The sequence below is a fragment of the Paramagnetospirillum sp. genome, assembly GCF_058402745.1.
This window is the reverse complement of the sequence record NZ_JBZVFI010000006.1, coordinates 157,282-181,813: the sequence shown is the minus strand read 5'-3', so window position 1 is coordinate 181,813 and position 24,532 is coordinate 157,282. Positions and strand designations below refer to the sequence as shown.

20 protein-coding genes are annotated in these 24,532 nt (G+C 68.4%); 19 read left to right on the top strand and 1 reads right to left on the bottom strand.

Annotation, left to right across the window (positions count from 1 at the left end; all coding sequences use genetic code 11):
* Positions 1-14: 14 nt before the first annotated feature.
* Positions 15-1,223 (bottom strand): hypothetical protein, encoded by a 1,209-nt coding sequence (locus ACV4UZ_RS04650; protein ID WP_491599792.1) that lies wholly within the window; start codon positions 1,221-1,223, stop codon positions 15-17.
* Between the two features lie 346 nt (positions 1,224-1,569).
* Between ACV4UZ_RS04650 and ACV4UZ_RS04645 the strand changes: the two genes are divergently transcribed.
* From ACV4UZ_RS04645 to ACV4UZ_RS04555, 19 genes are all read left to right on the top strand, one after another.
* A complete protein-coding gene (locus ACV4UZ_RS04645) occupies positions 1,570-3,114 on the top strand; it encodes a 2-isopropylmalate synthase (RefSeq protein ID WP_491599750.1) in 1,545 nt (514 codons plus the stop codon).
* A gap of 58 nt (positions 3,115-3,172) precedes the next feature.
* Positions 3,173-4,213 carry a rod shape-determining protein gene (locus ACV4UZ_RS04640; RefSeq protein ID WP_008618978.1) on the top strand — a complete coding sequence of 347 codons (1,041 nt, stop codon included), beginning with the start codon at positions 3,173-3,175 and terminating at the stop codon, positions 4,211-4,213.
* 167 nt (positions 4,214-4,380) lie between these two features.
* On the top strand, positions 4,381-5,274 hold the full coding sequence (mreC, locus tag ACV4UZ_RS04635; RefSeq protein ID WP_491599749.1) for a rod shape-determining protein MreC: 894 nt from the start codon (positions 4,381-4,383) through the stop codon (positions 5,272-5,274).
* Positions 5,271-5,786 carry a rod shape-determining protein MreD gene (mreD, locus tag ACV4UZ_RS04630; RefSeq protein WP_491599748.1) on the top strand — a complete coding sequence of 172 codons (516 nt, stop codon included), beginning with the start codon at positions 5,271-5,273 and terminating at the stop codon, positions 5,784-5,786. The genes mreC and mreD overlap by 4 nt, the downstream gene beginning before the upstream one ends.
* Positions 5,787-5,788: 2 nt before the next feature.
* Positions 5,789-7,672, top strand: a complete 1,884-nt coding sequence (gene mrdA, locus ACV4UZ_RS04625; RefSeq protein WP_491599747.1) for a penicillin-binding protein 2 — start codon at positions 5,789-5,791, stop codon at positions 7,670-7,672.
* Positions 7,672-8,835: a rod shape-determining protein RodA gene (gene rodA / locus ACV4UZ_RS04620; RefSeq protein ID WP_491599746.1), complete on the top strand. Its 1,164-nt coding sequence runs from the start codon at positions 7,672-7,674 to the stop codon at positions 8,833-8,835. The genes mrdA and rodA overlap by 1 nt, the downstream gene beginning before the upstream one ends.
* Before the next feature lie 109 nt (positions 8,836-8,944).
* Entirely contained in the window at positions 8,945-9,541 is a 597-nt protein-coding gene (locus ACV4UZ_RS04615; protein ID WP_491599745.1) for a GNAT family N-acetyltransferase, read from the top strand.
* Positions 9,542-9,604: 63 nt separating this feature from the next.
* Positions 9,605-10,849 carry a DUF2325 domain-containing protein gene (locus tag ACV4UZ_RS04610; protein WP_491599744.1) on the top strand — a complete coding sequence of 415 codons (1,245 nt, stop codon included), beginning with the start codon at positions 9,605-9,607 and terminating at the stop codon, positions 10,847-10,849.
* A 35-nt stretch (positions 10,850-10,884) separates the two neighbouring features.
* A complete protein-coding gene (locus ACV4UZ_RS04605; protein ID WP_491599743.1) occupies positions 10,885-11,196 on the top strand; it encodes a BrnA antitoxin family protein in 312 nt (103 codons plus the stop codon).
* A gap of 49 nt (positions 11,197-11,245) precedes the next feature.
* A complete protein-coding gene (locus ACV4UZ_RS04600; RefSeq protein WP_491599742.1) occupies positions 11,246-12,214 on the top strand; it encodes an L-threonylcarbamoyladenylate synthase in 969 nt (322 codons plus the stop codon).
* Entirely contained in the window at positions 12,211-13,614 is a 1,404-nt protein-coding gene (locus ACV4UZ_RS04595) for an FAD-binding oxidoreductase (RefSeq protein ID WP_491599741.1), read from the top strand. The genes ACV4UZ_RS04600 and ACV4UZ_RS04595 overlap by 4 nt, the downstream gene beginning before the upstream one ends.
* An 83-nt stretch (positions 13,615-13,697) precedes the next feature.
* Positions 13,698-14,795: an LPS export ABC transporter permease LptF gene (gene lptF / locus ACV4UZ_RS04590; RefSeq protein WP_491599740.1), complete on the top strand. Its 1,098-nt coding sequence runs from the start codon at positions 13,698-13,700 to the stop codon at positions 14,793-14,795.
* Between the two features lie 11 nt (positions 14,796-14,806).
* The gene (locus ACV4UZ_RS04585) at positions 14,807-17,599 is read left to right on the top strand and encodes an LPS-assembly protein LptD (RefSeq protein WP_491599739.1); all 2,793 of its coding nucleotides are present in this window, start codon (positions 14,807-14,809) and stop codon (positions 17,597-17,599) included.
* 17 nt (positions 17,600-17,616) lie between these two features.
* The gene (locus ACV4UZ_RS04580) at positions 17,617-18,882 is read left to right on the top strand and encodes a peptidylprolyl isomerase (protein ID WP_491599738.1); all 1,266 of its coding nucleotides are present in this window, start codon (positions 17,617-17,619) and stop codon (positions 18,880-18,882) included.
* Positions 18,879-19,886, top strand: coding sequence for a 4-hydroxythreonine-4-phosphate dehydrogenase PdxA (pdxA, locus tag ACV4UZ_RS04575; protein WP_491599737.1), 1,008 nt, complete (start codon positions 18,879-18,881; stop codon positions 19,884-19,886). Before ACV4UZ_RS04580 ends, pdxA begins: the two co-directional genes overlap by 4 nt.
* The gene (rsmA, locus tag ACV4UZ_RS04570; RefSeq protein ID WP_491599736.1) at positions 19,879-20,709 is read left to right on the top strand and encodes a 16S rRNA (adenine(1518)-N(6)/adenine(1519)-N(6))-dimethyltransferase RsmA; all 831 of its coding nucleotides are present in this window, start codon (positions 19,879-19,881) and stop codon (positions 20,707-20,709) included. Before pdxA ends, rsmA begins: the two co-directional genes overlap by 8 nt.
* A gap of 390 nt (positions 20,710-21,099) precedes the next feature.
* Complete coding sequence (locus ACV4UZ_RS04565; protein ID WP_491599735.1) at positions 21,100-22,512, top strand: methyl-accepting chemotaxis protein; 1,413 nt, start codon at positions 21,100-21,102, stop codon at positions 22,510-22,512.
* Positions 22,513-22,633: 121 nt separating this feature from the next.
* Positions 22,634-23,341 carry a cytidylate kinase-like family protein gene (locus tag ACV4UZ_RS04560; protein WP_491599734.1) on the top strand — a complete coding sequence of 236 codons (708 nt, stop codon included), beginning with the start codon at positions 22,634-22,636 and terminating at the stop codon, positions 23,339-23,341.
* A gap of 228 nt (positions 23,342-23,569) precedes the next feature.
* The gene (locus tag ACV4UZ_RS04555; RefSeq protein ID WP_491599733.1) at positions 23,570-24,427 is read left to right on the top strand and encodes an SPOR domain-containing protein; all 858 of its coding nucleotides are present in this window, start codon (positions 23,570-23,572) and stop codon (positions 24,425-24,427) included.
* The last annotated feature ends 105 nt before the right edge of the window (positions 24,428-24,532 follow it).

Below are 24,532 nucleotides of genomic sequence, written 5' to 3'. Positions count from 1 at the left end.
TTTCCCTTTAACCCCTACTTGGCGAACCGTCCGAACAGTTCCTCCACGAAGGCGGCGAAGGCGGCGGGGGAGGCCTGGGCGTCCAGACCGGCGGCGCGTGCCCGCTCGATCAGGGCCAGGATCAGCACCAGCTCGCCCTTGCGGCCGAACATACGCTCGTAGACGGCGGGCGGCAGCAGCAGGGCGGATTTGGCCAGCATGGCGGTCATCTGTTCGGGGGAGAGCCCAAAATCCACCGCCAGGCGGCGCACGGTGCCCGATCCGGTCACGGCCAGCGAGCGGGCGGCGCGGCGCAGTTCCTCGCGCCCCGGATGCCCCAGCGCCGCCTTCAGCTCGGGCGTGGTCAGCAGCGGCACCACACTCTGCATGCGGATCAGGCGGCCATCGTCGGACAGCACCTGACTGAGACGGGAACGGCCGTCGCCCGTCAGACCGGCGCCGGGCAAGGCGGCGGCGCCCTGCACCGGCTCGGCGGGCATGGCGGCGGGTGCGACCACCACCGGCTCCACCGGCGCCTTGGCCGCCGGGGCGGATACAGGGGTCGCATGAATCGGCTCGACCACCCATTCGGCGGGCATCCGCCGCGCCGCTTCGTCGCCATCCAGCCAGGCGGCCAGCTCGGCGGCGTCGCGGAAGTCGAGGATGCGCGAGCCGAGCGCGCGCACTTCCGGCGGCGTCATGCGGGCGTATTGCGGAATGATCGGCACCTGCCAGTCGTGCAGCAGGTAGCGGCGGATGGCGTCGTAGAGCCGGTCGCCGGCCGAGCCTTCCCGGCGGGGGCGCCGGTGTTCCTCGGCCCGGGCGTTCATCCAGCCCAGCATGCCGCTCCATCCCACGCTTTCAGGGCGGCGCAGGCGTCCGGCGTCTCCGCCGCCATCCAGGCGGGCGCGGAAGTGCCGCTTGGCCGCCGAGCGCACGATCATGGCGATGACCTGATTGACGGTGCGGCCGCAAGCCAGCGGCGTGTTGTCGTTGTCCACCGGGCGGTTGCGTCCGTCCACCAGCAACTGCCGGAAGTGGGAGCGATGGGTGCGAAAGGCGACGAAGCAGCGGTGCAGCAGGTCGCAGTCGCGCAGGGCCGTCTCCAGTTCGCGCCCGCGCGGCGCCCAGGCCAGATCGGGGACCAGGTCCGCCAGCCTGGCCATCACCGGCCCCGCCAGGGTCTGGTTGATGGCCTGGCGGGCCTTCCGGCCGGCATTGGTCCGAGGAGAAACGGTACGCATCACGTTCGGGCTCCGACCCTTCCTCAATTCATCCATCCCGAAATCATCTTAGTATTTCCGTCGGGTATGAACTGTGAGGGGCCGCACACAGATTCCGCTTTTGTGCCGCGTGGCTAGGGGCCTTCCTGGAACGAGTCCGAACTTGACCGGATAGCCGGAGCGGCCCGTCCCTTTCCGCCCGATTTAGACACACGATCACTGTTGACATTGCGCCGCGAAATCGCCTTCCTATAGGCGCGGTGAAACGGGTTTCACGACGATGTTTCACCGGCCGCTGCCGGCGGGCCGTGCTCGCCTCCTTCGACGTGCGCGCCCGGGTCGCGCCAAACCGTTCAAGAGCGAGTGCATGGACCAGAACCGCGTCATCATCTTCGACACCACGCTGCGTGACGGCGAGCAATCGCCCGGCGCCTCCATGAACCTGGAGGAGAAGGTCCGCATCGCCCTGGTCCTCGAGGAGATGGGCGTCGACGTGATCGAGGCCGGCTTCCCCATCGCGTCCAACGGCGATTTCGAGGCGGTGGAGGCGGTGGCCAAGGCGGTGAAGTCCTCGGTGATCTGCGGCCTGGCCCGCGCCACCAGGGGCGATATCGACCGCTGCGCCGAGGCGGTGAAGAAGGCGCCGCGGCACCGCATCCACACCTTCCTGTCCACCAGCCCGCTGCACATGAAGTACAAGCTGCAGATGGAGCCGGAGAAGGTGCTGGAGAAGGTCGCCGAATCGGTGGCCTATGCCCGCAATCTGGTGGACGACGTGGAATGGTCGGCCGAGGACGGCTCGCGCACCGAACACGACTTCCTCTGTCGCTGCGTCGAGGCCGCCATCAAGGCCGGCGCCACCACCATCAACATTCCCGACACCGTGGGCTATGCGGTGCCCGAGGAATACGCCGCCCTGATCGCCATGCTGATCGACCGCGTCCCCAACATCGACAAGGCCATCCTGTCGGTGCATTGCCACAACGACCTGGGGCTGGCGGTGGCCAATTCCCTGGCCGCCGTGGGCCGGGGCGCGCGGCAGATCGAGTGCACCATCAACGGCCTGGGCGAGCGCGCCGGCAACGCCGCCATGGAAGAGATCGTCATGGCGATCCGCACCCGGCCCGACCTGCTGCCCTTCAAGACCGGCATCAAGACCGAGAACATCACCAAGGCGTCGCGCCTGGTCTCGACCATCACCGGCTTCGTGGTGCAGCCCAACAAGGCCATCGTCGGCAAGAACGCCTTCGCCCACGAATCCGGCATCCATCAGGACGGGGTGCTGAAGCACGCCCAGACCTACGAGATCATGACCCCGGACTCCGTGGGCCTGCACCGCTCGTCCCTGGTGATGGGCAAGCATTCCGGCCGCGCCGCCTTCAAGGCCAAGCTGAAGGAGCTGGGCTACGAGCTGGGCGACAACGCGGTGGAGGACGCCTTCACCCGCTTCAAGGATCTGGCCGACCGCAAGAAGGACGTGTTCGACGAGGACATCGTCGCCCTGGTGGACGACGCGGTGGTGCGCGGCAACGACCGGCTGAAGCTGGTCTCGCTGGAAGTGCTGTGCGGCACCAAGCACCAGCCGCCCTCGGCCGAGCTGGAGCTGTCGGTGGACGGCGTGGTCAAGAGCGTGCGCGCCACCGGCGACGGTCCGGTGGACGCCACCTTCAACGCCATCAAGGCGCTGTTCCCCCACGAGGTGAAGCTGCAGCTCTATCAGGTGAGCGCGGTGACGCAAGGCACCGACGCCCAGGCCGAGGTGACCGTGCGCCTGGAAGAGGACGGCAAGTCCGTCAACGGCCAGGGCGCCGAGACCGATACTTTGGTCGCTTCGGCGCGGGCCTATGTCAACGCGCTGAACAAACTTCTGGTCAAGCGGCAAAAAACCGCCCCCGACGCCGCCGGGGCGTGATAAAAGCACGCCCGCGGCTGGGGCCCCTGAAAATGCATCGTACGGTGAGCGAGGTATTATGTTTTCGAAGCTGACGGGTTGGATGTCCGCCGACATGGCGATCGATCTCGGGACCGCCAATACGCTGGTCTACGTCAAGGGTCGAGGGATCGTCCTCAATGAACCGTCGGTGGTCGCCATCGCCGAGGAAAAGGGCAAGAAGAAGGTCCTGGCCGTCGGCGACGAAGCCAAGATGATGCTGGGCCGCACCCCGGGCTACATCCAGGCCATCCGCCCGCTTCGCGACGGCGTCATCGCCGATTTCGAGGTGGCGGAAGAGATGATCAAGCACTTCATCCGCAAGGTGCACAACCGCCGCTCCTTCGCCAGCCCGCTGGTCATCGTCTGCGTGCCGTCGGGCTCCACCGCCGTCGAGCGCCGCGCCATCCAGGAATCGGCGGAAAGCGCCGGCGCGCGCCGCGTCTTCCTGATCGAGGAACCCATGGCGGCGGCCATCGGCGCCGGCCTGCCCGTCACCGAACCCACCGGCTCCATGGTGGTGGACATCGGCGGCGGCACCACCGAGGTGGCGGTCCTCTCGCTGGGCGGCATCGTCTATTCCCGCTCGGTGCGCGTCGGCGGCGACAAGATGGACGAGGCGATCATCGCCTATATCCGCCGCAACCATAACCTTCTGGTGGGCGAAGGCTCGGCCGAGCGCATCAAGAAGGAAATCGGCTCCGCCTGCCCTCCCGAGGACGGCGAGGGCCGCACCATGGAGATCAAGGGCCGCGACCTGATGAACGGCGTGCCCAAGGAGCTGATCATCTCGGAACGCCAGATCGCCGAATCCCTGGCCGAGCCGGTGGGCGCCATCATCGAGGCGGTCAAGGTCGCCCTGGAGCACACCGCGCCGGAACTGGCCGCCGACATCGTCGACAAGGGCATCGTGCTCACCGGCGGCGGCGCCCTGCTGTCCAACCTGGACTACGTCCTGCGCCATGCCACCGGCCTGCCGGTCTCCATCGCCGACGACCCACTGTCCTGCGTGGCGCTGGGCACCGGCCGCGCCCTGGAAGAAATGCCCAAGCTGAAGAACGTGCTGACCAGCATGTACTAATTGACGGCCCGCCCCCCGCCGAAAGGCCGGGAGGGCGGGCTTTGAATCCCTGGGATTCTTTGGGCGGGACCATCTTAATTGGTGGTTTTACGCACACTAGATATAGTAGTATCGACCCGACGCTTTCCCCTTTGTGCCGGGGGCGCGCGGAGGAACGGAGGGGTTCGGTGAAGCAGTCGGGTGCGGCAGGTCGGCTCGCGACGTTAAGGCTGCTGGCCCAGCGCTTCGCGTTCCTGTCGCTGATCGTGGCCTCGGTGGCCCTGATGATCCTGGGCAAGGCCGACATCGTCCTGATCGAGCGCACCCGCGCCCTGGTCGCCGACGCCATCGCCCCCATCCTGGACGCCATGGCGCGCCCCGCCGCGACCATCGCCCAGATCACCGAGAATTTCCACGAACTGGCCAATCTCCGGACCGAGAACGCCCGGCTCAAGGAAGAGAACGCCAAGCTGATGCACTGGCAGACGGTGGCCCGGCGCCTGGAAGCCGAGAACACCGTCCTTCACGACCAGCTGAACTTCGTCCCCGACCCCGACCCCGCCTTCGTCACCGCCCGGGTGATCGGCGACATGGGCTCGGCCTTCGGCCAGAGCATGCTGCTGGGCGCCGGCGCCAAGGACGGAGTGCGCAAGGGCCAGGCGGTGCTGACCGGCGAAGCCCTGGCCGGCCACGTGGCCGAGGTGGGCGCCCGCTCGTCGCGGCTGCTGCTGATCACCGACATCAACGCCCGCACGCCGGTCATGCTGGAAGCCACCCGCACCCGGGCCATCCTCACCGGCGACAACAGCCAGCGGCCGCGCCTGAACTACATCACCGGCAGCCCGACCATCTCGGTGGGCGACCGGGTGGTCACCGCCGCGTCGGGCGGCGCCTTCCCGCCCGGCATTCCGGTTGGCGTGGTGTCGTCGGTGAGCGACGGCATCGTCCGGGTGGAGCCCTTCGTCCAGCGCCATCGCCTGGAATTCGTCTCGGTTGTGGATTACGGACTGGGCGGCATCCTGCCGTTCGAGCGCCCGCCGCCGCCCGAGCGCCGCCGCCGGGGAAAGGAGAAGGAGGAGTGAAGCCCTCGGTCTGGGTGAAGATGGACACCTGGGTCCGTCACTCGGTCCCCTTCGGCATCACCGTGTTCCTGCTCCTTCTCACCGCCATCCCCACCCACATCCCCGGCTTTTCCGGCATCGCGCCCATGCTGCCGCTGATGGGGGTCTATTACTGGGCCATCTACCGCCCCGACCTGCTGCCGGCCTGGCTGGCCTTCGTCATCGGCCTGCTTTACGACATCGTCGCCGGCACGCCCCTGGGGGTGAACGCTTTGGTGCTGCTGCTGGTCCAGGGTACGGCCGCCTCGCAGCGCAAGTTCTTCCTGGGCAAGTCCTTCGCCGTCACCTGGTGGGCCTTCGGCCTGCTGACCGCCGGCGCCATCGGCATGGCCTGGCTGCTGCTGTCGTTCATCAAGGGCCGCCCGCTGGACATCACCCCGGTGGTGTTCGAGTACATGATGACGCTGGCCCTGTTCCCGCTGCTGACCTGGACCCTGGCCCGGACGCAGCTGGCCTTCCTGCGCGACGTGTAGCCATGTACCACGACAACGACCGCTCCAAGCTGTTCTCGCGCCGGGCCATGATGCTGGCCGGGGGCAAGGCGACCCTGATGGGGGCCCTGGCGGCGCGCATGTACTACCTGCAGGTCATGGAGGCGGACAAGTACGCCGTCCAGGCCGAGGACAACCGCATCAGCACCCGCCTGCTGGCGCCGCCGCGCGGCCTGATCCTCGACCGCAACGGCATCGCCATGGCGGTCAACCAGCACAATTACCGCGTCATGGTGGTGGCCGAGCAGACGCCGTCGCTGGATTACACCCTGGACGCCCTGGCCCGAATCATCACCATCGGCGACGGCGACCGCGCCCGCATCCACAAGGAAGTGCGCCGGCGCCGGAGCTTCGTGCCCTTGAGCGTGCGCGAGAACCTGACCTGGGAGGAAGTGGCGCGCGTCGAGGTCAACGCCGCCGACCTGCCCGGCGTGGTGATCGACGTCGGCCAAAGCCGCTACTACCCCCTGGAAAGCCTGGGCGCCCACATCCTGGGCTACGTCTCGGCGGTGTCCGAGAGCGAGCTGACCGGCGACCCGCTGGAGGAGCTGCCGGGCTTCCGCATCGGCAAGGGCGGCGTGGAACGCATCTACGACATGGCGCTGCGCGGTCGCCACGGCACCTCGACGCTGGAAGTCAATTCGGTGGGCCGCGTCATCCGCGAACTGGAACGCAAGGAGGGCGAGCCCGGCATCGACCTCAACCTGACGCTGGACATGAAGCTGCAGGAATACGCCGCCCAGCGCCTGGGCGACGAGAGCGCCGCCGTGGTGGTGATGGACATCCACACCGGCGACGTGCTGGTGATGGCATCGACCCCCAGCTTCGATCCCAATTCCTTCAATCGCGGACTGTCCAGCGAGGAATGGAAGGATCTGTCCACCAATCCCCGCTCGCCGCTGACCAACAAGGCCATCGGCGGCACCTTCGCGCCCGGCTCCACCTTCAAGATGCTGACCGCGCTGGCCGCGCTGGAAGCCCGCGACATCACCCCGGAGATGCGGGTGTTCTGCTCGGGCCACACCCAGCTGGGCAGCATCAAGTTCCATTGCTGGAAGAAGGAAGGCCACGGCGCGCAGGATCTGGTCAACGGCATCAAGAATTCCTGCGACGTCTACTTCTATGAGATCGCTCGCCGCGTCGGCTACGAGAAGATCGCCGAGATGGCCAAGAAATTCGGCCTGGGCGCCCCGACCGGCGTCGACCTGCCCGGCGAGAAGTCGGGAATCATCCCCAACAAGGCGTGGAAGAGAGCGGCGCTGAAGCAGCCCTGGCACCCGGGCGAGACCCTGATCAACGCCATCGGCCAGGGTTACGTCACCGCCACCGCCATGCAGCTCGCCACCATGACGGCGCGCATCGCCAATGGCGGCTTCGCCGTGGTGCCCCACGTGGCCCGCGACCAGATCACCGAGAAGACCGCCAAGGGCCGTGCCGCTCCCGCCTGGCCCAGCCTGGACGTGTCGCGGCAATCCCTGGCCCTGATCAGGAAGGGCATGTTCGCGGTGTCCAACGAGCCGGGCGGCACCGCCTACAAGGCCCGCATCACCCAGGAAGGCATGTGGCTGTCGGGCAAGACCGGTTCCGCCCAGGTGCGCCGCATCACCATGCGCGAACGCGAGACCGGGGTGAAGAAGAACGAGCAACTGCCCTGGAAGGAGCGCGACCACGCCCTGTTCGTGGCCTATGCCCCCGAGGAGAACCCGCGCTATTCCATCGCGGTGATCGTCGAGCACGGCGGCAGCGGTTCGGGGATGGCCGCCCCCATCGCCCGCGACATCATGATCGAGGTGCAAAAGCGCGACATGGCCCGCATCGCGGCCGATTCGGGCGGCGGTTCCATGGCTCCCGACCTGAGGAGATTCTGATGCTGAGGCCGCTGCCGCGCACGCCGTCGCGCCTCAACCGCACCGAAATGTCCATGCGCGACAAGATCTGGCAGATCAACTGGTCGCTGATCGCCGTGCTGACCGCCATCGCCTCGGTGGGCTTCGCCACCCTGTATTCGGCCGCCCAAGGCTCGCTGGAGCCCTGGGCCATCAAGCAGATGGTCCGCTTCGCCGTCGGCATCGGGCTGATGATCACCGTCGCCATGATCGATCTGCGCTTCTGGATGCGCCACGCCTATACCTTCTACGCCATCGCCTTCGTGCTGCTGGTGCTGGTGGAACTGAAGGGCACCATCGGCATGGGCGCCCAGCGCTGGATCGACCTGGGCTTCATCCAGCTGCAGCCCTCCGAGATCATGAAGATCGCCCTGATCCTGTCGCTGGCCCGCTATTTCCACGGCGCGGGACAGCAGGAAATCGGCCGCCCCCTGTTCCTCATTCCGCCGATGATCATGGTCTTCGCCCCCGCCACCCTGGTGCTGAAGCAGCCCGATCTCGGCACCGCCCTGATGCTGATCATGTCGTCGGGAGCCCTGTTCTTCATGGCCGGGGTGCGCATCTGGAAGTTCGTGGTGGTGATCGCCGGCGCCCTGGCGGCCATTCCGGTGGCCTGGCAGTTCCTGCGCGAATACCAGAAGAAGCGGGTCCTGGTCTTCCTCAATCCCGAGAACGACCCCCTGGGCGCCGGCTACCACATCACCCAGTCCAAGATCGCGCTGGGTTCGGGCGGCGTGTTCGGCAAGGGCTACATGATGGGGACGCAAAGCCGCCTCAACTTCCTGCCCGAGAAGCAGACCGACTTCATCTTCACCATGTTCGCCGAGGAATGGGGGATGATGGGCGGGCTGGTGCTGCTTGGGCTCTATGCCCTGCTGCTGGCCTACGGCTACGCCATCGCCATCCGCTGCCGCTCGCAGTTCGGACGCCTGGTGGCCCACGGCATCGCCACCACCTTCTTCCTGTACTTCTTCATCAACACCGCCATGGTGATGGGCCTGGTGCCGGTGGTCGGCGTGCCGCTGCCGCTGATCTCCTATGGCGGCACGGCCATGCTGTCGCTGCTGCTGGGCTGGGGACTGGTGATGAGCGCCTATATCCACCGCGACATCCCCATCTCGCGCCGCGGCATGGGCGAGGACTGACGGCGGCGGCCCTTCCGCATGGCCCCATGCGCTCCCCGCACATAAGTTTATGTTGCACTGCAGCATAAACATCCCATCTCATGGTAAGACCATTTGATGGAGGTCGGCCATGCTGATCCGCAGACTCTACATTCACGAGCGTTCCGCCTATGCCGCCCATCTGAAGCGGCTGTCGGCCGAGGACCGCCGCCTGCGCTTCGCCCGCTCTGGCGTATCGGACCAGGTGATCGACGATTATGTCGCGGCCATCGGGGTGGGAGACCTGATCCTCGCCGCCTTCGCCGGGGACGAATTGGTGGGGGCCGCCCATGTGGCCCTGACCGGTTCGCTGGCCGAGGTCGGGGTCAGCGTCGACGAAGGCCACCGCACCGACGGCATCGGTTCCAAGCTGCTGCGGCAGGCGGCCGCCTTCGCCCGCAACCGCCGGGCCGAGAAGCTTTACACCCTTTGCCTGTCGGACAACCGCTCCATGGTCGCCCTGGCGCGGCGCAGCGGCATGCAGGTGCATTTCGAAGGCGGCGAGGCCGAAGCCTTCCTGGAATTGCCGCCCCCCGATCCGGTGACGGTAACCGAGGAAATCAGCACGGGCCTGTTCGCGGTGTTCCACGACTGGGCCGAGATGATGGATTCCTACAGTACCATGCTGGTGGGAAACTCGGCGGTCGAGCCATTGCTGGAAGCCACGGGATTGGCGAAGAGCGCTTGACAGGGAGAGGCTCCAGGATACAAATTGCGAGTCATTCGCATTTGCATCTCAGGAGGCCTCCCCATGTGCGAGCAATGCCACCCCGCCCTGACCGCCCCCATGGACACCCCCCGCCGCCGCGCCCGGCTGTGGGAGATCGACAGCCAGTGGCATTGCACCATCATCGGCACCTGCCTCAGCCTGGGCGAGTTGAAGGCCGCGGCCTCGCGCCTCGGGGTGCAGATGCGCTCGGCCAAGCCCAGCGCCTATGAGATTCACACCGGCATGATCCATCTGGCCTCCCGCGAGAAGCTGGTGGGCAAGGCGCTGACCAAGCTGTTGGACCGCAAGCACGCCGTCGCCATCAACCGCGCCAAATCCCTGGACGGCGAGGAGACGCTGACGGCGATGTGGGAGGACGCCCTGGCCAAGGGCGACGTGGCCTCGGCCTGCTGGGCGGCGATGAGCCATCCCGATGCCACCGAAGGCTTGCGCAACCGCATCTTCGGCGACGTCCACATGCTGTCCCATCAGGTAGGAGCGGCGGCCCGGGCCGACCTCAAGTCCATCCACCAGCTGGAGCGCGAGAAGGCGGACCTGGAGGCCAAGGTCGCCCGCCAGCAGGAGCGCCTGAAGACCGAGATCGGCCGGCGCAACGCCGAAATCCGCGACCTGCGCCAGCTGCTCGAGCAGGAAGCCTCGGAAGCCCGTCGCCTCGCCCATGCCGCCGGCGCGGCGCGGGAAATGGAGCAGCTGCGGCAAGAACTGATGGAACTGCGCCATCTGCTGGATGTGGAAACCGCCTTCCGCCACGTGGCCGAGGACGAGACCCGCCGCCTCCAGGCCCAGGCCCGCGAACGGGACCAGGAAGCCGAACGCCTGGCCCGCGAGATCGACGACATGCGCGACGAACTGGCCCTGTCCGAAGCCCGGCTGGCCGATACCCTGGCCCCCGCCGCCGCCGCCGACGGGCTGGGGCAATGCGACGAGGAATGCGCCCGCCTCGACCTGTGCGGCCGCTGCATCCTGTTCGTGGGCGGGCGCAACCAGCACCTGCCCCATTTCCGCCGGCTGGTGGAGGAGGCGGGCGGCACCTTCGCCCACCACGACGGCGGCTTCGAGGAAAGCATGGGCCGCCTGCATTCCCTGTTCGGCCGCGCCGACGCCGTGCTGTTCCCGGTGGACAGCGTCAGCCACTCCGCCCACGACGAGGTCAAGCGGTTGTGCCGCCGTTGGGAAAAGCCCTTCGTCCCGGTGCGCCGCTCCGGCCTCGGCGCCTTCATCCGGGCACTCAACACGGTGGCGGAGACCAGCGGCCAGCCGGCTTGACGCGCCCTGAGCGTATATACATACTGTCTTGACAGATGAGTAAGGAGGCCATCATCAGGCGTACTCTCACAGAGCGCCGCAAGGGCGGAACCGACTGGGATCGGGTCAAGGCCCTGTCGGACGAGGACATCGATTCCGCCATCGCCGCCGACCCGGACGCCGCCCCCGTCCTGGACGAGGAGTGGTTCCGCACCGCCGAACTGGTGATGCCCCAGCCCAAGGCCCCCATCTCCATCCGCGTCGATCGCGAGGTGCTGGACTGGTTCAAGAGCCAGGGGCCGGGCTATCAGTCGCGCATGAACGCGGTGCTGGCCGCCTATGTGAAGGCCCATCGCAAAGGCGGCTGAGACCGCTCCCCCCTTCCCCGCCGGGCCGGGAATGGCTTATGGTCCGGGCATGAGCAAGCCCGCGCCCGTTTCCGTCCTGCCCGCCGACCCCGCCGCCATCGCCCGGGCCGGCCGTGTGCTGGCCGAGGGCGGGCTGGTGGCCTTTCCCACCGAGACGGTCTACGGGCTGGGCGGCGACGCCACCTCGGATTCGGCGGTGGCCGCCATCTTCAAGGCCAAGGGCCGCCCCAGCTTCAATCCGCTGATCGCCCATGTGAGCAGCCTGGAGCAGGCCGCCGCGCTGGTGGAGCTTTGCGGCGACGCCCATGTCCTGGCCGAGCGCTTCTGGCCCGGCCCGCTGACCCTGGTGCTGAAGCGCCGCGCCGATTCGCCGGTGTCGCTGCTGGCCTCGGCCGGTCTCGACTCGGTGGCGGTGCGCATGCCCGACCACCCCGTCGCCCTGGCCCTGATCAAGGCGGCCGGGCGCCCCCTGGCGGCGCCCTCGGCCAACCGCTCGGGCCGCGTCAGCCCCACCCGGGCCGAGCACGTCGCCCAATGCCTGGAAGGCCGCATCGCCCTGGTGCTGGACGGCGGCCCCTGCCGGGTCGGCGTCGAATCCACCGTGCTGGACCTGTCGGAACGCCCCCCCACCCTGCTGCGCCCCGGCGGCATCACCGCCGAGGAGCTGGAGGCGGTGCTGGGCCATCCCATCCGCCGCGCCGTGGAAACGCCCGACGCGCCGCGCTCGCCCGGCCAGCTGGAAAGCCATTACGCCCCCGCCCTCCCCGTCCGCCTCAACGCCCACGCGGCCGAACCCGGCGAGGCGCTGCTGGGTTTCGGCCCCGCCCCCGACAGCGTGCTGAACCTGTCCCCCAAGGGCGACCTGACCGAGGCCGCCGCCCATCTGTTCGCCATGCTGCGCGCCCTGGACCGTCCCGATTACCGGGGCATCGCCGTGATGCCGATCCCGGAAAAGGGCCTGGGCCTGGCCATCAACGACCGCCTGCGGCGCGCCGCCGCGCCACGGAGCCCATCTTGAGCATTCTCGACTCCCTCGCCGCCATCGTCGGCCCCGGCAACGTCCTGACCGATGCCGCCGACTTGGCGCCCTATCTGGTGGAGGAGCGCGGCCTCTATCGCGGCGCCGCCCTGGGCGTGATCCGCCCGGGATCGACCGCCGAGGTGGCGGAGGTGGTCAAGGCCTGCGCCAGCGCCGGAATTCCCATGGTGCCCCAGGGCGGCAACACCGGCCTGTGCGGCGGCGGCGTACCGGCCGAGGACGGGCGGTCCGTGGTGATCTCCACCGAGCGCCTGACCCGCATCCGCGCCGTCGATCCGGTGGATTTCACGCTGACCGCCGAGGCGGGCTGCGTGCTGGCCGGCCTGCAGCAGGCGGCGGAAGCAGCCGATTGCCTGTTCCCGCTCAGCCTGGGGGCGGAAGGGTCGTGCCGCATCGGCGGCAACATCTCGACCAATGCCGGAGGCACCAACGTGCTGCGCTACGGCAACACCCGCGACCTGGTGCTGGGCCTGGAGGTGGTGCTGCCCGACGGAAGGGTGTGGAACGGCCTGAAGCGGCTGCGCAAGGACAATACCGGCTATGCCCTGCAGCACCTGTTCATCGGCGCCGAGGGCACTCTCGGCGTCATCACCGCCTGCGTGCTGAAGCTGTTCCCCCGCCCGCGCGAAATCGCCACCGCCTTCGTGGCGCTCTCCGACCTGGAAGCGGCGCTGCCCCTGTTCGCCCGGGCGCGGACCGCCAGCGGCGATTCGGTCACCGCCTGCGAACTGGTGCCGCGCATCGGCCTGGAACTGGGGCTGCGCCACGTGCCCGGATTGCGCGATCCCTTCACGGCCCCCCATGACTGGATGCTGCTGCTGGAGCTGTCGTCGTCGCGGCCCGGCGGCCTGAGGGAGGCGCTGGAGGACGTGCTGGCCCAGGCCGTCGAGGACGGGCTGGCCCTGGACGCGGTGATCGCCGAAAGCCGGAGCCAGCGCGCCGATTTCTGGCGCATCCGCGAAGCCATCCCCGAGGCCCAGAAGAAGGAAGGCGGCTCCATCAAGCACGACGTGGCGGTGGCCACCTCCCGCGTGCCCGAGATGATCCGCCGCTGCACGAGCGCGGTGGAGGCCGCCATGCCCGGCGTGCGGGTGGTGCCCTTCGGCCATCTGGGCGACGGCAACACCCATTTCAACCTGACCCAGCCGGCGGACGCCGACAAGACCGCCTTCCTGGCCCGCTGGGAGGAGATGAACCGCATCGTCCACGACATCGTGGTGGAGATGGAGGGCTCCATCTCGGCCGAGCACGGCATCGGCCGCCTGAAGGTCGAGGAACTGGCCCATTACAAGCCGGGCGTGGACCTGGACCTGATGGCCCGCGTCAAGGGCGCGCTCGACCCGCGCGGCCTGATGAACCCGGGCAAGATCCTGCCCTGAATCGTCGTCGGCCCGAACCTTTCGCTGTTCCGCCGCCGGGCAGGTGTCTATAATCCGGCGCCATGTCGGGGATCACGCGATACATGATGCGCCAGATGCTGGTGGGGATGATTTTCGTCTCCGCCGCGCTGGCTTGCGTCCTGTGGCTGACCCAGTCGCTGCGTTTCGTCGAGATGATCGTCAACAAGGGGCTGTCCATCGGCTCCTTCCTCAAGCTCACCATCCTGCTGATGCCGGGCTTCCTGGTGGTGATCATCCCGATTTCCCTTTTCGCCGTGGTGCTTTTCACCTACAACCGGCTGATCGCGGACCGGGAACTGGTGGTCCTGCGCGCCGCCGGCCTGAGCCATCTGGCCCTGGCGCGGCCTGCGATCATCCTTGGGCTGGCGGTGAGCGCCGTGGGCTATGTGCTCAGTTGCTGGATCATCCCGCTCACCGTGCGCAGCTTCCATGAGATGCAGTGGACCATCCGCAACGACATCGGCAACGTGCTGCTGCAGGAAGGCATGTTCAACAAGTTCGGCGAGGGCCTGACCATCTATGTCCGCTCGCGCACGCCCACCGGCGAGCTGACCGGCCTCCTGGTCCATGACAAGCGCCATCCCCAGCGCCCCGTCACCCTGATGGCCGAGCGCGGCGCCCTGGTCCATACCGAACAGGGGCCCCGGGTGCTGATGGTCAACGGCAACCGCCAGGAGGTGACCCCCGGCACCGGCAAGCTGTCGCTGCTGTACTTCGACAATTATACCGTGGACTTCAACACCGCCACCGGCAACAAGCCCGACCGTTTCCGCGACGCCCGCGAGCGTCCGACCCTGGAATTACTGGCCATGGACGACAGCATGGAGAACAAGGGGGAATTGCGCCGCTTCAAGTCGGAACTGCATTCCCGCCTGGCGTCGCCCCTTTACAGCCTGGGCTTTCCGCTGCTGGCCGCCGCCGTGCTGCTGACCTCGGGATTCGACCGGCGCGGCCAGACCGGTCAGGTGATGGCGGCCACGGCCCTGATGGTCGCCGTGCAGGCCCTGGCGCTGGGCGCCGCCAATCTGTCGTCGGGCAACCTGGCCTTCGTCCCCTTCATCTACCTCAACGCCACCCTGCCCATCGCCCTCGGCCTGTGGGTCCTGGCCCGCCCGCCGTGGCCGCGCCGCCGGACCGCACCGGTCCCGAGCGCCGCGTGACGGGATCGAAAGTGACCATCGTGCCATCGTCCCGCCTCCTCCTTCTCGTCACCCTGCTGTCGGCCACCACGGCGCTGACCGCCCCGGCGCGCGCCGACGTGGTCGTTGAACAGAAGGCCTGGCCCGAGGCGGGAAGCTGGGGACAGGCCTGGGGCGACGACGACCCCGCCGCCGCCCGCGCCCCGGCGCCGCAACGCCCGCGCCCGATGCCCCAGGCCGCTCCGGGCTACGTCCCGCCGCCACCTGCCGCCGCCCTGCCCAGCCGCCCGGCTCCCTCCTCGGTGCCGGCTCCGGCCCATGCCGCCCGGCCGCTGCCGGTCACCGAAATGGGGGCCGCCTATCCCGAGACCGGATCGTGGGGCCAGGCCTGGGGCGACGACGAGCCCTCCCCGCCGCCGCCGCCGCGCAGCCGCTCCATTCCATCCACCATCGTCGCCGCCGAGCCCGTCGCCGCCCCGGCATCCGCTCGGCCGCCGGTTCCGGACGCGCCCCGGCCCGCCGCGGCGACGGACCAGCCCGCCCGCCGGGTCGAGGCTTCGCCCGCCGCCCAGGCTCAGCGCTCGGTCTCGCGGGCCATGGAGCGCGCCTCGGTCATCATGCGCGGCGAGGACGAGAGCGGCGACGCGGTGGGGCTGAAGCGCCCCCCCAGGGTCATTCCCCGGGCCATGCGCGGCCTCAAGACCTCCGAGGATGGCGTCGAGCCGGTCCACATGGTGGCCGATCAGGTGATCTACGACCGCGAGTTCAACGTGGTCACCGCCAAGGGCCGCGTCGAGATGATGCACGACGGCCGCACCATCACCGCCGATACGGTCAGCTACAACATGAAGCAGGACGTCATGGGGGCGTCCGGCAACGTGGTGTTGACCGAGCCCTCGGGCGAGGTCACCTATGCCGACTATTTCGAACTGACCGGCGACTTCAAGAACGGCGTGGCCAAGGACATCCGGTCCATCCTGGCCGACAATTCCCGGCTGGCGGCGCAGAGCGCCCAGCGGGTGGGCGGCGACCGCACCGATTTCGACCGCGCCGTCTACACCGCCTGCGAACCGTGCAAGGACAAGCCCGACGCCGAGCCGCTGTGGCAGGTCAAGGCCCAGCGCGTCACCCACAACCAGGCCGAGGCACAGGTGGAGTACCGCGACGCCTGGCTGGAACTGAAGGGTATCCCCGTCGCCTACACCCCCTACATGTCCCATCCCGATCCGACCATCAAGCGCCAGAGCGGCCTGCTGGCGCCGGTGTTCGGCATGAACAGCACGCTCGGCGCGTCCATCGCCACTCCCTATTTCCAGGTCGTCTCCGACAACGAGGACTTCACCCTGACGCCGCGCTTCATGCTCGACCAGATCAGCAAGGTGGATTCCCCGGACAAGGACGTTCCCACCTCGGTGCTGCGGCGGATGCAGCTGTCCGGCCAGCACCGCTGGCGCGGCATGCGCGGCGAGGCCCTTTCCCAGGGCAGCATCACCGCCGACAAGACCACCGGCGCCATTCGCGGCCACCTGGAATCCAAGGGCCTGGTGGAACTGGACCGCACCTGGCGGGCCGGATGGCAGGTCCAGCACCAGTCGGACCTCAATTACCGCACGCTTTACCGGGTGCGGACCGAGGAGGACCGCCCCTGGCTGATGAACCGCCCCTATGTGGAAGGCTTCAGCCGGCGCGGCTACGCCATGATGGAAGCCATGTCCTTCCAGGGCAAGCGGGTCATCGAGGATGCCAGCAAGTCGCCCGTGGTGCTGCCGCACATGGTCTACAGCACCGTAGCCGCGCCCGGCTGGGCGGGCAGCTACTGGTCCACCGATTCCGACGTCCTGGCCTATACCCGCGACGTGGGCACCCAGGCCCAGCGCCTGTCGACCAAGGTGGCCTGGAACCTGCCGCTGATCTCGCCCGACGGGCAGGTGGTGGCACTGTCCACCTCGGTGCGCGGCGACGGCTATCACGCCGACCACCTGAGCGGCACCAACAAGACGTCGGGCAGCACCGGGCGCGCCATTCCCGAGGTGGCGCTCAACTGGCGCTATCCCTTCACCCGCCCCGGCCGCACCCTCACCCAGGTGGTCGAGCCCGTGGCCATGGTGGCGGCCAGTCCCAACGCCGGCATGGATAACCATATTCCCAACGAGGATTCCCTGGGCTTCGAACTGGACGAAACCAACGTCATGCGCCCCAACCGGTTGCCCGGCCTGGATCGGGTCGAAGGCGGCGTGCGCGGCGCCTATGGCCTGCGCTGGGCGGCCTATCCCGCCCGGGGCGGCGCCGTCGTCGCCCAGGCGGCCCAGGGCTGGCGCCAGCACAAGGCGTCGACCTTCGGCAGCGGCAGCGGCTTCGCCGACACCCTGTCCGATTACGTGGGCCGTGTGGACATCACCCCCATCGGCGCCTTTTCGCTGCGCGACCGCATCCGCCTCGACAAGGATACGCTGGAAATCCGGCGTAACGAGGCCGGCATGTCCATCGGGCCGGCAGCCCTGGCCTTCAACGCCGATTACGGCTTCATGTCGCCCAGCGCCAGCAACACCAGCTCCATCTATCCCAAGCGGCAATACGTCAATTACGGCGTGACGTCCGCGACATCGCGGCATTGGCGCAACAGCTTCGCCCTGCAGCAGGATCTGGCCAGCAACGGCGGCACCGTCAGTTGGAGCGCCACTTCCATGTACAGCGACGAATGCATCGCGGTGATCGGCGCCTTCAACCGCTATCACGCCGACGTGAGCGGCCTGCTGTCGGGATATCATCTGAGTCTGACCGTGGTCCTGAAGTCGCTGGGCGAAGCGCCCGTCAGCGTCTTTTAGTGGGAGGTAACCCGAGAATGCTGGCCCGCGCCGCAATCGTCCTGACCCTGCTCCTGATTCCGCTCCTCCCGCCTGGCCAGGCATCGGCACAGGACGTGGACCGCATCGCCGCAGTGGTCAACGACGAGATCATCTCGCTCCGCGACCTGGATGCCCGGCTGAAGCTGGCCATCACCGTCTCCGGCCTGCCGGACAACATCGAGAACCGCCGCCGCGCCGTGCCCCAGGTGCTGCGCAAGATGATCGACGAACGCCTGCAGGCCCAGGAAGCCGCCCGCCTCAAGGTCTCGGCCGGCAACGACGACGTGGTGCGCGGCCTGGCCAACATCGAGAACCAGAACCGCATGCCGCCCGGCTCGCTGCTGCCGTCCCTGGCCAAGGCCGGCGTCGATCCCGACGCCGTCAAGGAGCAGATCAAGGCCGACATCATCTGGGTCAAGCTGATCATGCGCTCGCTGCAGCCCACCATCCGGGTCGGCGAGGACGAGATCACCGAACGCATCGAGGCCATGCGCCAGCAGTTCGGCCAGCCCGAATTCATGCTGGCCGAAATCTTCCTGCCGGTGGATTCGCCGCGCCAGGAAGAGGAATCCCGGCGCCTGGGCGAGCGTCTGATCGAGCAGTTGCGCGCCGGCGCCCCCTTCCAGGCCCTGGCCCGTCAGTTCTCGCAAAGCGGCTCGGCCGCCAATGGCGGCGTCCTGGGCTGGATGACGCCCGCCGTTCTCGATGACGAAGTCCGCGACGCGGCCGCGCGACTGGACAAGGGCCAGGTCAGCACCCTGATTCGCACCTCCGCCGGCTTTACCATCCTGGCCATGATCGACAAGCGGGTGGCTGGCGAGACCGGCACGTCCGATGCCAAGTTCACCTTGGCCCAGGTGGTCTTCCCCGTCCCCCCCGGAGCCCCGCCGATCGAGCAGCTGGCGGCCAAGGCGGCGGAACTGACCGCCCCCCTCAAGTCGTGCCGCGAGATGGAGGATTTGGGCCGCAAGCTCAATTCCGAGCATTCCGGCGTACGCGAGGGCGTCACCCTGCCCGTCCTGCCGCCCGCCATGCAATCCACCGTGGCCGCGCTGCCGATCAACAAGCCCAGCGCTCCCATGAGCATCGGCGACGCCCTGCTGGTGGTGATGGTCTGCGCCCGCGAGCAGAACCTCGCCAAGGGCGGCCTGCCCAACCGCGAGGCCATGAAGCGCATCATCGAGGAAGAGCGCCTGGACATGATGTCGCGCCGCTATCTCCGCGACCTGCGCCGCGCCGCCTTCATCGACTTCCGGCTGTGACCATCCTCGCCCTGACCATGGGCGAGCCCGCCGGCATCGGAGGGGATATCGCGCTCAGGGCCTGGAGCGAACGGGCCGCCAACGGCGCGCCCCCCTTCGTGATGATCGATGATGCCGGGCGCCTGCGGCGGTTGGCGGCGCGCCTGGGCATCGATGCCGCCATTCGGGAGGTGTCCTCCACCGCCGAGGCCGCAGCCGTCTTCGCCACGGCGCTTCCCGTCCTGCATCAGCCCCTGGCGGTTCCGGTCGAACCCGGCAGGCCCGATTCGGCCAACGTGCCCGTGGTCACCGCCGCCATCGAGCGCGCCGTCGCCCTGGCCCTTTCCGGCGAGGTGGCGGGGGTGGTCACCAATCCCATCCACAAGCACGTGATGTACCAGGGCGGCTTCGCCTTTCCCGGCCACACCGAGTTCCTGGCCGCCCTGCTGGGCCGTCCGGGCCTGCGCGAGGTGATGATGCTGGCCTGCCCCGAATTGCGGGTGGTGCCGGTGACCATCCATCTGGGACTGGCCGAGGCCATCGGCACCCTGACCCGCGCCGACATCGTCGAGATCGGCCGCATCACCGCCCGGGCGCTGGAAATGGATTTCGGCATCCCCCGGCCGCGCCTCGCCGTGGCCGGCCTCAACCCCCATGCCGGCGAAGGCGGTACCATGGGCCGCGAGGACGAGGACGTGGTCGCCCCCGCCGTGGCTGATTTGCGGGCCATGGGGATCGACGCCTTCGGCCCCCTGCCCTCGGATACCCTGTTCCACGCCCGGGCGCGACGGGGCTACGACGCGGCGCTGTGCATGTATCACGACCAGGCGCTGATCCCCATCAAGACCATCGATTTCGATGGCGGCGTCAACGTCACCCTGGGCCTGCCGGTGGTGCGCACCTCGCCCGACCACGGCACCGCCTTCGATCTGGCGGGAACCGGCAAGGCCCATGCGGGCAGCCTGGTGGCGGCGCTGTCCATGGCCGCCGCCATCGCCGCCAACCGGGCGAGGCACCATGGCTGAGTTGCCGCCCTTGCGCGAGGTCATCGCCCGCCACGGCCTCGATGCCCGCAAGTCGCTGGGCCAGCATTTCCTGTTCGACCTCAACCTGACGGGGCGCATCGCCCGGGCGGCGGGCGACCTGACGGTGGGCTCGGTGATCGAGATCGGCCCCGGCCCCGGCGGCCTGACCCGCGCCCTGCTGGATTCCGGCGCCCGCCGCGTCATCGCCATCGAGCGCGACGACCGCGCCATCGCCATCCAGAACGAGATCGCCGAGGCCTATCCCGGCCGCCTGGAGATCATGGCCGCCGACGCCATGACCGTGGATGCCGCCGACCTGGGCGAGACGCCGCGCCGCATCGTCGCCAACCTGCCCTACAACATCTCCACCGCCCTGCTGCTGGGCTGGCTGAAGCGGGCCGAGGCGTTCGAGCGCCTGATCCTGATGTTCCAGAAGGAGGTGGTGGACCGCCTGGCCGCCCCGCCGCGATCGGACCATTACGGCCGCCTGTCGGTGATCACCCAGTGGCGCTGCGAGGTCCGCCCGCTGTTCAACGTGGACCGCCGCGCCTTCACCCCGCCGCCCGCCGTCACCTCGACGGTGGTGGAACTGGTGCCGCGGCCCGAGCCGCTGGCCCCGGCCCGCTTCGCCACCCTGGAACGGGTGACCGCCGCCGCCTTCGGCCAGCGGCGCAAGATGCTGCGCTCCAGCCTCAAATCCCTGGGGGGGGCCGAGGACTTGCTGGAGCGCACCGGCCTGCCCCCCACCGCCCGGGCCGAGGAAATCCCGGTGGAGGGCTTTTGCGCCCTGGCCCGCGCCCTTGACGAGCGTCAGGCATCCTGACCGTTGGTATGCTATACTGACCGCACAGGAACGGAGGCGACATGAGCGGATGGGGCTGCGCCCACGACGATCACGGCACGTGCACCCGGGTGGCCGGACGGCCCTGCGACCCGGGCATGAAGGGTTGCATTCTGGCCGGACGCTTCCGGTTCTCCAATCCGGCAAAGAATAGACCTGTAAAATCCCCGCGCGAATACACAACGGGCAATGTTACCGATGAGGACAATGAAACGCCTGTTTAGCCGCGCCACCTCATGCCAAAAGTCCCGGGCTTGCATGAACGCAAGCGTTGACGCGTCCCCAGGCAATAGGTTTTAGTGAACCCCAACTAACAGGGCGTCCGAAAGAGGCGCCGTAAAATCGGTGAATTGTACTCTGGGAGAAAGCGGAATGACGGCTGAACGCGGCGGGGCCTCCCCGACGGCGGAGAGTGTTGACTCGTTCGCCACCGAGGTTTTGAAGCAGATCGACAGTCTCAGCCTCGAGGTCGCCGACATCGCCGGCACCATGGACGGCCTGACCCGCTTCGTGAAGCACCAGGAAGAGCTGTTCGGCCATCTGAAGATGATCGCCCACACCATGGCCGACACCATCGGGCTGATCGACGTGGCCGGCCGCGAAACCCGCGACATGACCGTCCAGGCCGGACACCAGTCCTCGGAATCGCTGCGCACGGTGGAAGAGGCCCTGTCGGGCGTCAACCGGCTGGTGGGCGCCGTCCAGGGCATCGAGGAGCGCCTGGAGGGCCTGGAGGGCGCGCTGGGCGAGGTCAGCACCATGTCGCGCAACATCCAGAAGATCGCGCGCCAGACCAACCTGCTGGCCTTGAACGCCACCATCGAGGCCGCCAGGGCGGGCGAGGCGGGCAAGGGCTTCGCCGTCGTCGCCACCGAGGTCAAGACCCTGGCGCGCCAGACCGCCGACGTCACCAGCGGTATCGACGACACCGTCCACAAGCTGTCCGGCTCGGTCACCGACCTGATCGAGACCTCCACCGATACCCTGAAGATGGCCGATTCGGTCGGCTCCGGCGTCGGCGTCATCAACGAGGCGGTCTCGGTGTTCGGCAACGTCATCGAATCGGTGGAAAGCAAGGTGGGCGACATCTCCCAGGCGGCTTCCGCCTCGCTCACCCAGTGCGGCGACGTCATCGGCGAGATCGACAAGTTCTTCGAAGGCATCGCCATGACCAGCGAGAGCCTGCGCAAGGCCGACGAGCGCATCGCCTCGCTGCTGGGCAATTCCGAGGAACTGATGGGCTATATCGCCGCCTCGGGCTTCCGTACCGCCGACACCCCGTTCATCGAGGCCATCCAGGAGGCCGCCCGCAAGGTCTCCGCCCTGTTCGAGCAGGGGGTCACCTCCGGCCGGATCTCCATCTCCGACCTGTTCGACGAAGCCTACCAGCCCATCGCCGGCACCAACCCGCAGCAGCACACCTCGCGCTACGTCGCCTTCACCGACCAGGTTCTGCCCGACATCCAGGAGCCCCTGCTCGGCCTCGATCCGCGCGTGGCGTTCTGCGTCACCATCGACCGCAACGGCTATATCGCCACCCACAACAAGAAGGTCTCGCACCCCCAGGGCGCCGACCCGGTGTGGAACAACGCCAATTGCCGCAATCGCCGCATGTTCAACGACCGCACCGGCCTGTCGGCGGGACGCAACACCAGGCCCTTCCTGCTGCAGACCTATCGCCGCGACATGGGGGGCGGCCAGTTCATCATGATGAAGGACGTTTCGGCCCCCATCTCGGTGCAGGGCCGCCACTGGGGCGGCATCCGCCTGGGCTACCGGATTTAGACACCGCCACCGCCGGGCAACCGCGTTTTTGCCGTGGCCGCCTTCTCCACGCGGGGGATGGCGGCCCTTTCGTCTTGGGCGTATCATGGCCGATAGGTAGGCATTCCGCAGGGAGGCTTCCATGACGACCAATATCCTTTCCGTAATCTCCGCCATGGCCGAGGTCGCGACGGTTCCGCGTCAGGGAGAGCACTCGCGCCCCCGCCAGCCGGTCATCACCCTGTCGCGCGACTACGGTTCGGGCGGCGACATCATCGCCACCCGGCTGTGCCAGCGCCTGAAACTCCCCCTCTACGACGAGGAACTGCTGCGCGAGGTGTCGGGCCGCCTCAACGACGATCCCGCCATCGTGCGGCTGCTGGACGAGGGCTTCGGCCGGGCCAAGGACATGTGGCTCTACCGCCTGTTCTCCGGCAAGGACATCAGCCCCGACGCCTATCGCGACACCCTGGTCAAGGTGGTGATGAGCCTGGGCCGCCTGGGCGGCGTCATCGTCGGCCGCGGCGCCCACATCATCCTGGCGGGTGAATGCGCGCTGCGCGTCCGGGTGGCCGGCAGCCCGGAAGCCTGCGCCAAGCGCATGGCGGCGGCCGGCCACGGCAACGAGGCCGACCTCCTGGCCAAGGCCCAGGAACTCAACCACCGCCGCGGCAAGTTCGTGTGGGAGGCGTTCGGCTCGCGCCTGTCCGACGCCAGCCAGTTCGACCTGACCATCAACACCGACCGCATGGATGATTTCGAGGACGTGGTCGAGACCATCATCGTCATGGCCGAGGCCATCCATTCGGGCCGCGTGCTGCGCGGTGATCTGGTTCACGCCCATGTGTGATCTCCCGGGGACCGGGAGGGGCAACCCCGCCCCTCCCGGTCCCGGAGGTTGACATTGCCGGGCGAGCGCATACCCTCCATGCATGGGATTTCGAGGGGGCCGGGAATGCCGCTTGGTGCAACGCGTATCGCTTCGCTCCTGGCGATGCTTTCGGCCCTGGCGGCGTGCGGCGGCATCGTCGGGGTTCCACCGCCCGCAGAATCCTGGCCGTCACCGCCGCAGGAGGTGATGCGGGAGCCCGTCCGCTATCCCGAAGTCCGCCTCAACGTCCCCGCCTTCATCGCCGCCGACCCGGAGGCCCAGCGCTTTCTGCTGCTGCGCCAGTTGGTGGAGGCCGGGCTGGTCTCCCCCGACGAGGCGGAAGCCCGGCGCAATGCCAATATCGGCGCCCTGCTGCCCTATTCCGCCCCGCCTCCCGCCGCCGGCCTGGGCCGGCCGGTGGCGTTGCGCGACATCGCCGACCGCCTGTCCCGGCTGTCGGTGCCGGGGGCGGGCCAACCGGCCTCGGTCCGCCAGGCCGAGCGCGACTTCCTGATGGACAGCCTGCTGCCCGCAGAACCCGCCACCCGCACGCCGCCGGCCCGCCAGGACAAGGACGCCCTGGCCATCGGCCGGCGGCGCGCCGAGGATCTGGCCCGCCTGGGGCTGGTGGAACACGACGAGTTCCAGCGGGAGATGGCCGCCATCCTCATCGCCGAGCGCGCCCTGGCCAACGCCCCGCCGCCCCCGCCCCCGCCGCCCAAGAAGAAGCCGAGAAAGAAGGCCACGCTTCCCGATGGCGGCGTGCCCGGTGCCACCAGGCCCGGCGACGTCCCGGGAGGCGCGCAGCCGTTCAATCCCAAGGGGACCCTGGGCCTGCACCTGTTGTCCATGGCGTCGCCCACCACCACCGACAAGGCGGTGGAGGCCCTGAAGAAGGAATACCCGGAACTGGCCCCCCTGGAGTTCAAGGCGGTCAAGACCGACATTCCCGATCTGGGCACCACCTACCGCCTGATGGCCGGGCCGCTGTCGGGCGCCGATGCCGAGGCCCTGTGCCGGGCACTGCGCGGCAAGGGCCAGTCCTGCGCCATCGCCAACTACTGACGGCAGGGCCGTCATATTTCGTCAGGAAGACGCACTTTCTGTAACATCCGCCCGGCGAATACGTATAATTCCTTGCCCCCACAAGGGGCATCACCTATCCTTTTT

Coding starts and splice junctions, on each gene's coding strand:
- ACV4UZ_RS04640 (WP_008618978.1), top strand. CDS start 3,173: ATGTTTTCGAAGCTGACGGGTTGGATGTCCGCCGACATGGCGATCGAT.
- ACV4UZ_RS04615 (WP_491599745.1), top strand. CDS start 8,945: ATGCTGATCCGCAGACTCTACATTCACGAGCGTTCCGCCTATGCCGCC.
- ACV4UZ_RS04650 (WP_491599792.1), bottom strand. CDS start 1,223: ATGCGTACCGTTTCTCCTCGGACCAATGCCGGCCGGAAGGCCCGCCAG.
- rodA (WP_491599746.1), top strand. CDS start 7,672: ATGCTGAGGCCGCTGCCGCGCACGCCGTCGCGCCTCAACCGCACCGAA.
- ACV4UZ_RS04600 (WP_491599742.1), top strand. CDS start 11,246: ATGAGCAAGCCCGCGCCCGTTTCCGTCCTGCCCGCCGACCCCGCCGCC.
- ACV4UZ_RS04580 (WP_491599738.1), top strand. CDS start 17,617: ATGCTGGCCCGCGCCGCAATCGTCCTGACCCTGCTCCTGATTCCGCTC.
- ACV4UZ_RS04560 (WP_491599734.1), top strand. CDS start 22,634: ATGACGACCAATATCCTTTCCGTAATCTCCGCCATGGCCGAGGTCGCG.
- ACV4UZ_RS04610 (WP_491599744.1), top strand. CDS start 9,605: ATGTGCGAGCAATGCCACCCCGCCCTGACCGCCCCCATGGACACCCCC.
- mrdA (WP_491599747.1), top strand. CDS start 5,789: ATGTACCACGACAACGACCGCTCCAAGCTGTTCTCGCGCCGGGCCATG.
- rsmA (WP_491599736.1), top strand. CDS start 19,879: ATGGCTGAGTTGCCGCCCTTGCGCGAGGTCATCGCCCGCCACGGCCTC.
- lptF (WP_491599740.1), top strand. CDS start 13,698: ATGATGCGCCAGATGCTGGTGGGGATGATTTTCGTCTCCGCCGCGCTG.
- ACV4UZ_RS04605 (WP_491599743.1), top strand. CDS start 10,885: ATGAGTAAGGAGGCCATCATCAGGCGTACTCTCACAGAGCGCCGCAAG.
- ACV4UZ_RS04645 (WP_491599750.1), top strand. CDS start 1,570: ATGGACCAGAACCGCGTCATCATCTTCGACACCACGCTGCGTGACGGC.
- ACV4UZ_RS04555 (WP_491599733.1), top strand. CDS start 23,570: ATGCGGGAGCCCGTCCGCTATCCCGAAGTCCGCCTCAACGTCCCCGCC.
- ACV4UZ_RS04565 (WP_491599735.1), top strand. CDS start 21,100: ATGACGGCTGAACGCGGCGGGGCCTCCCCGACGGCGGAGAGTGTTGAC.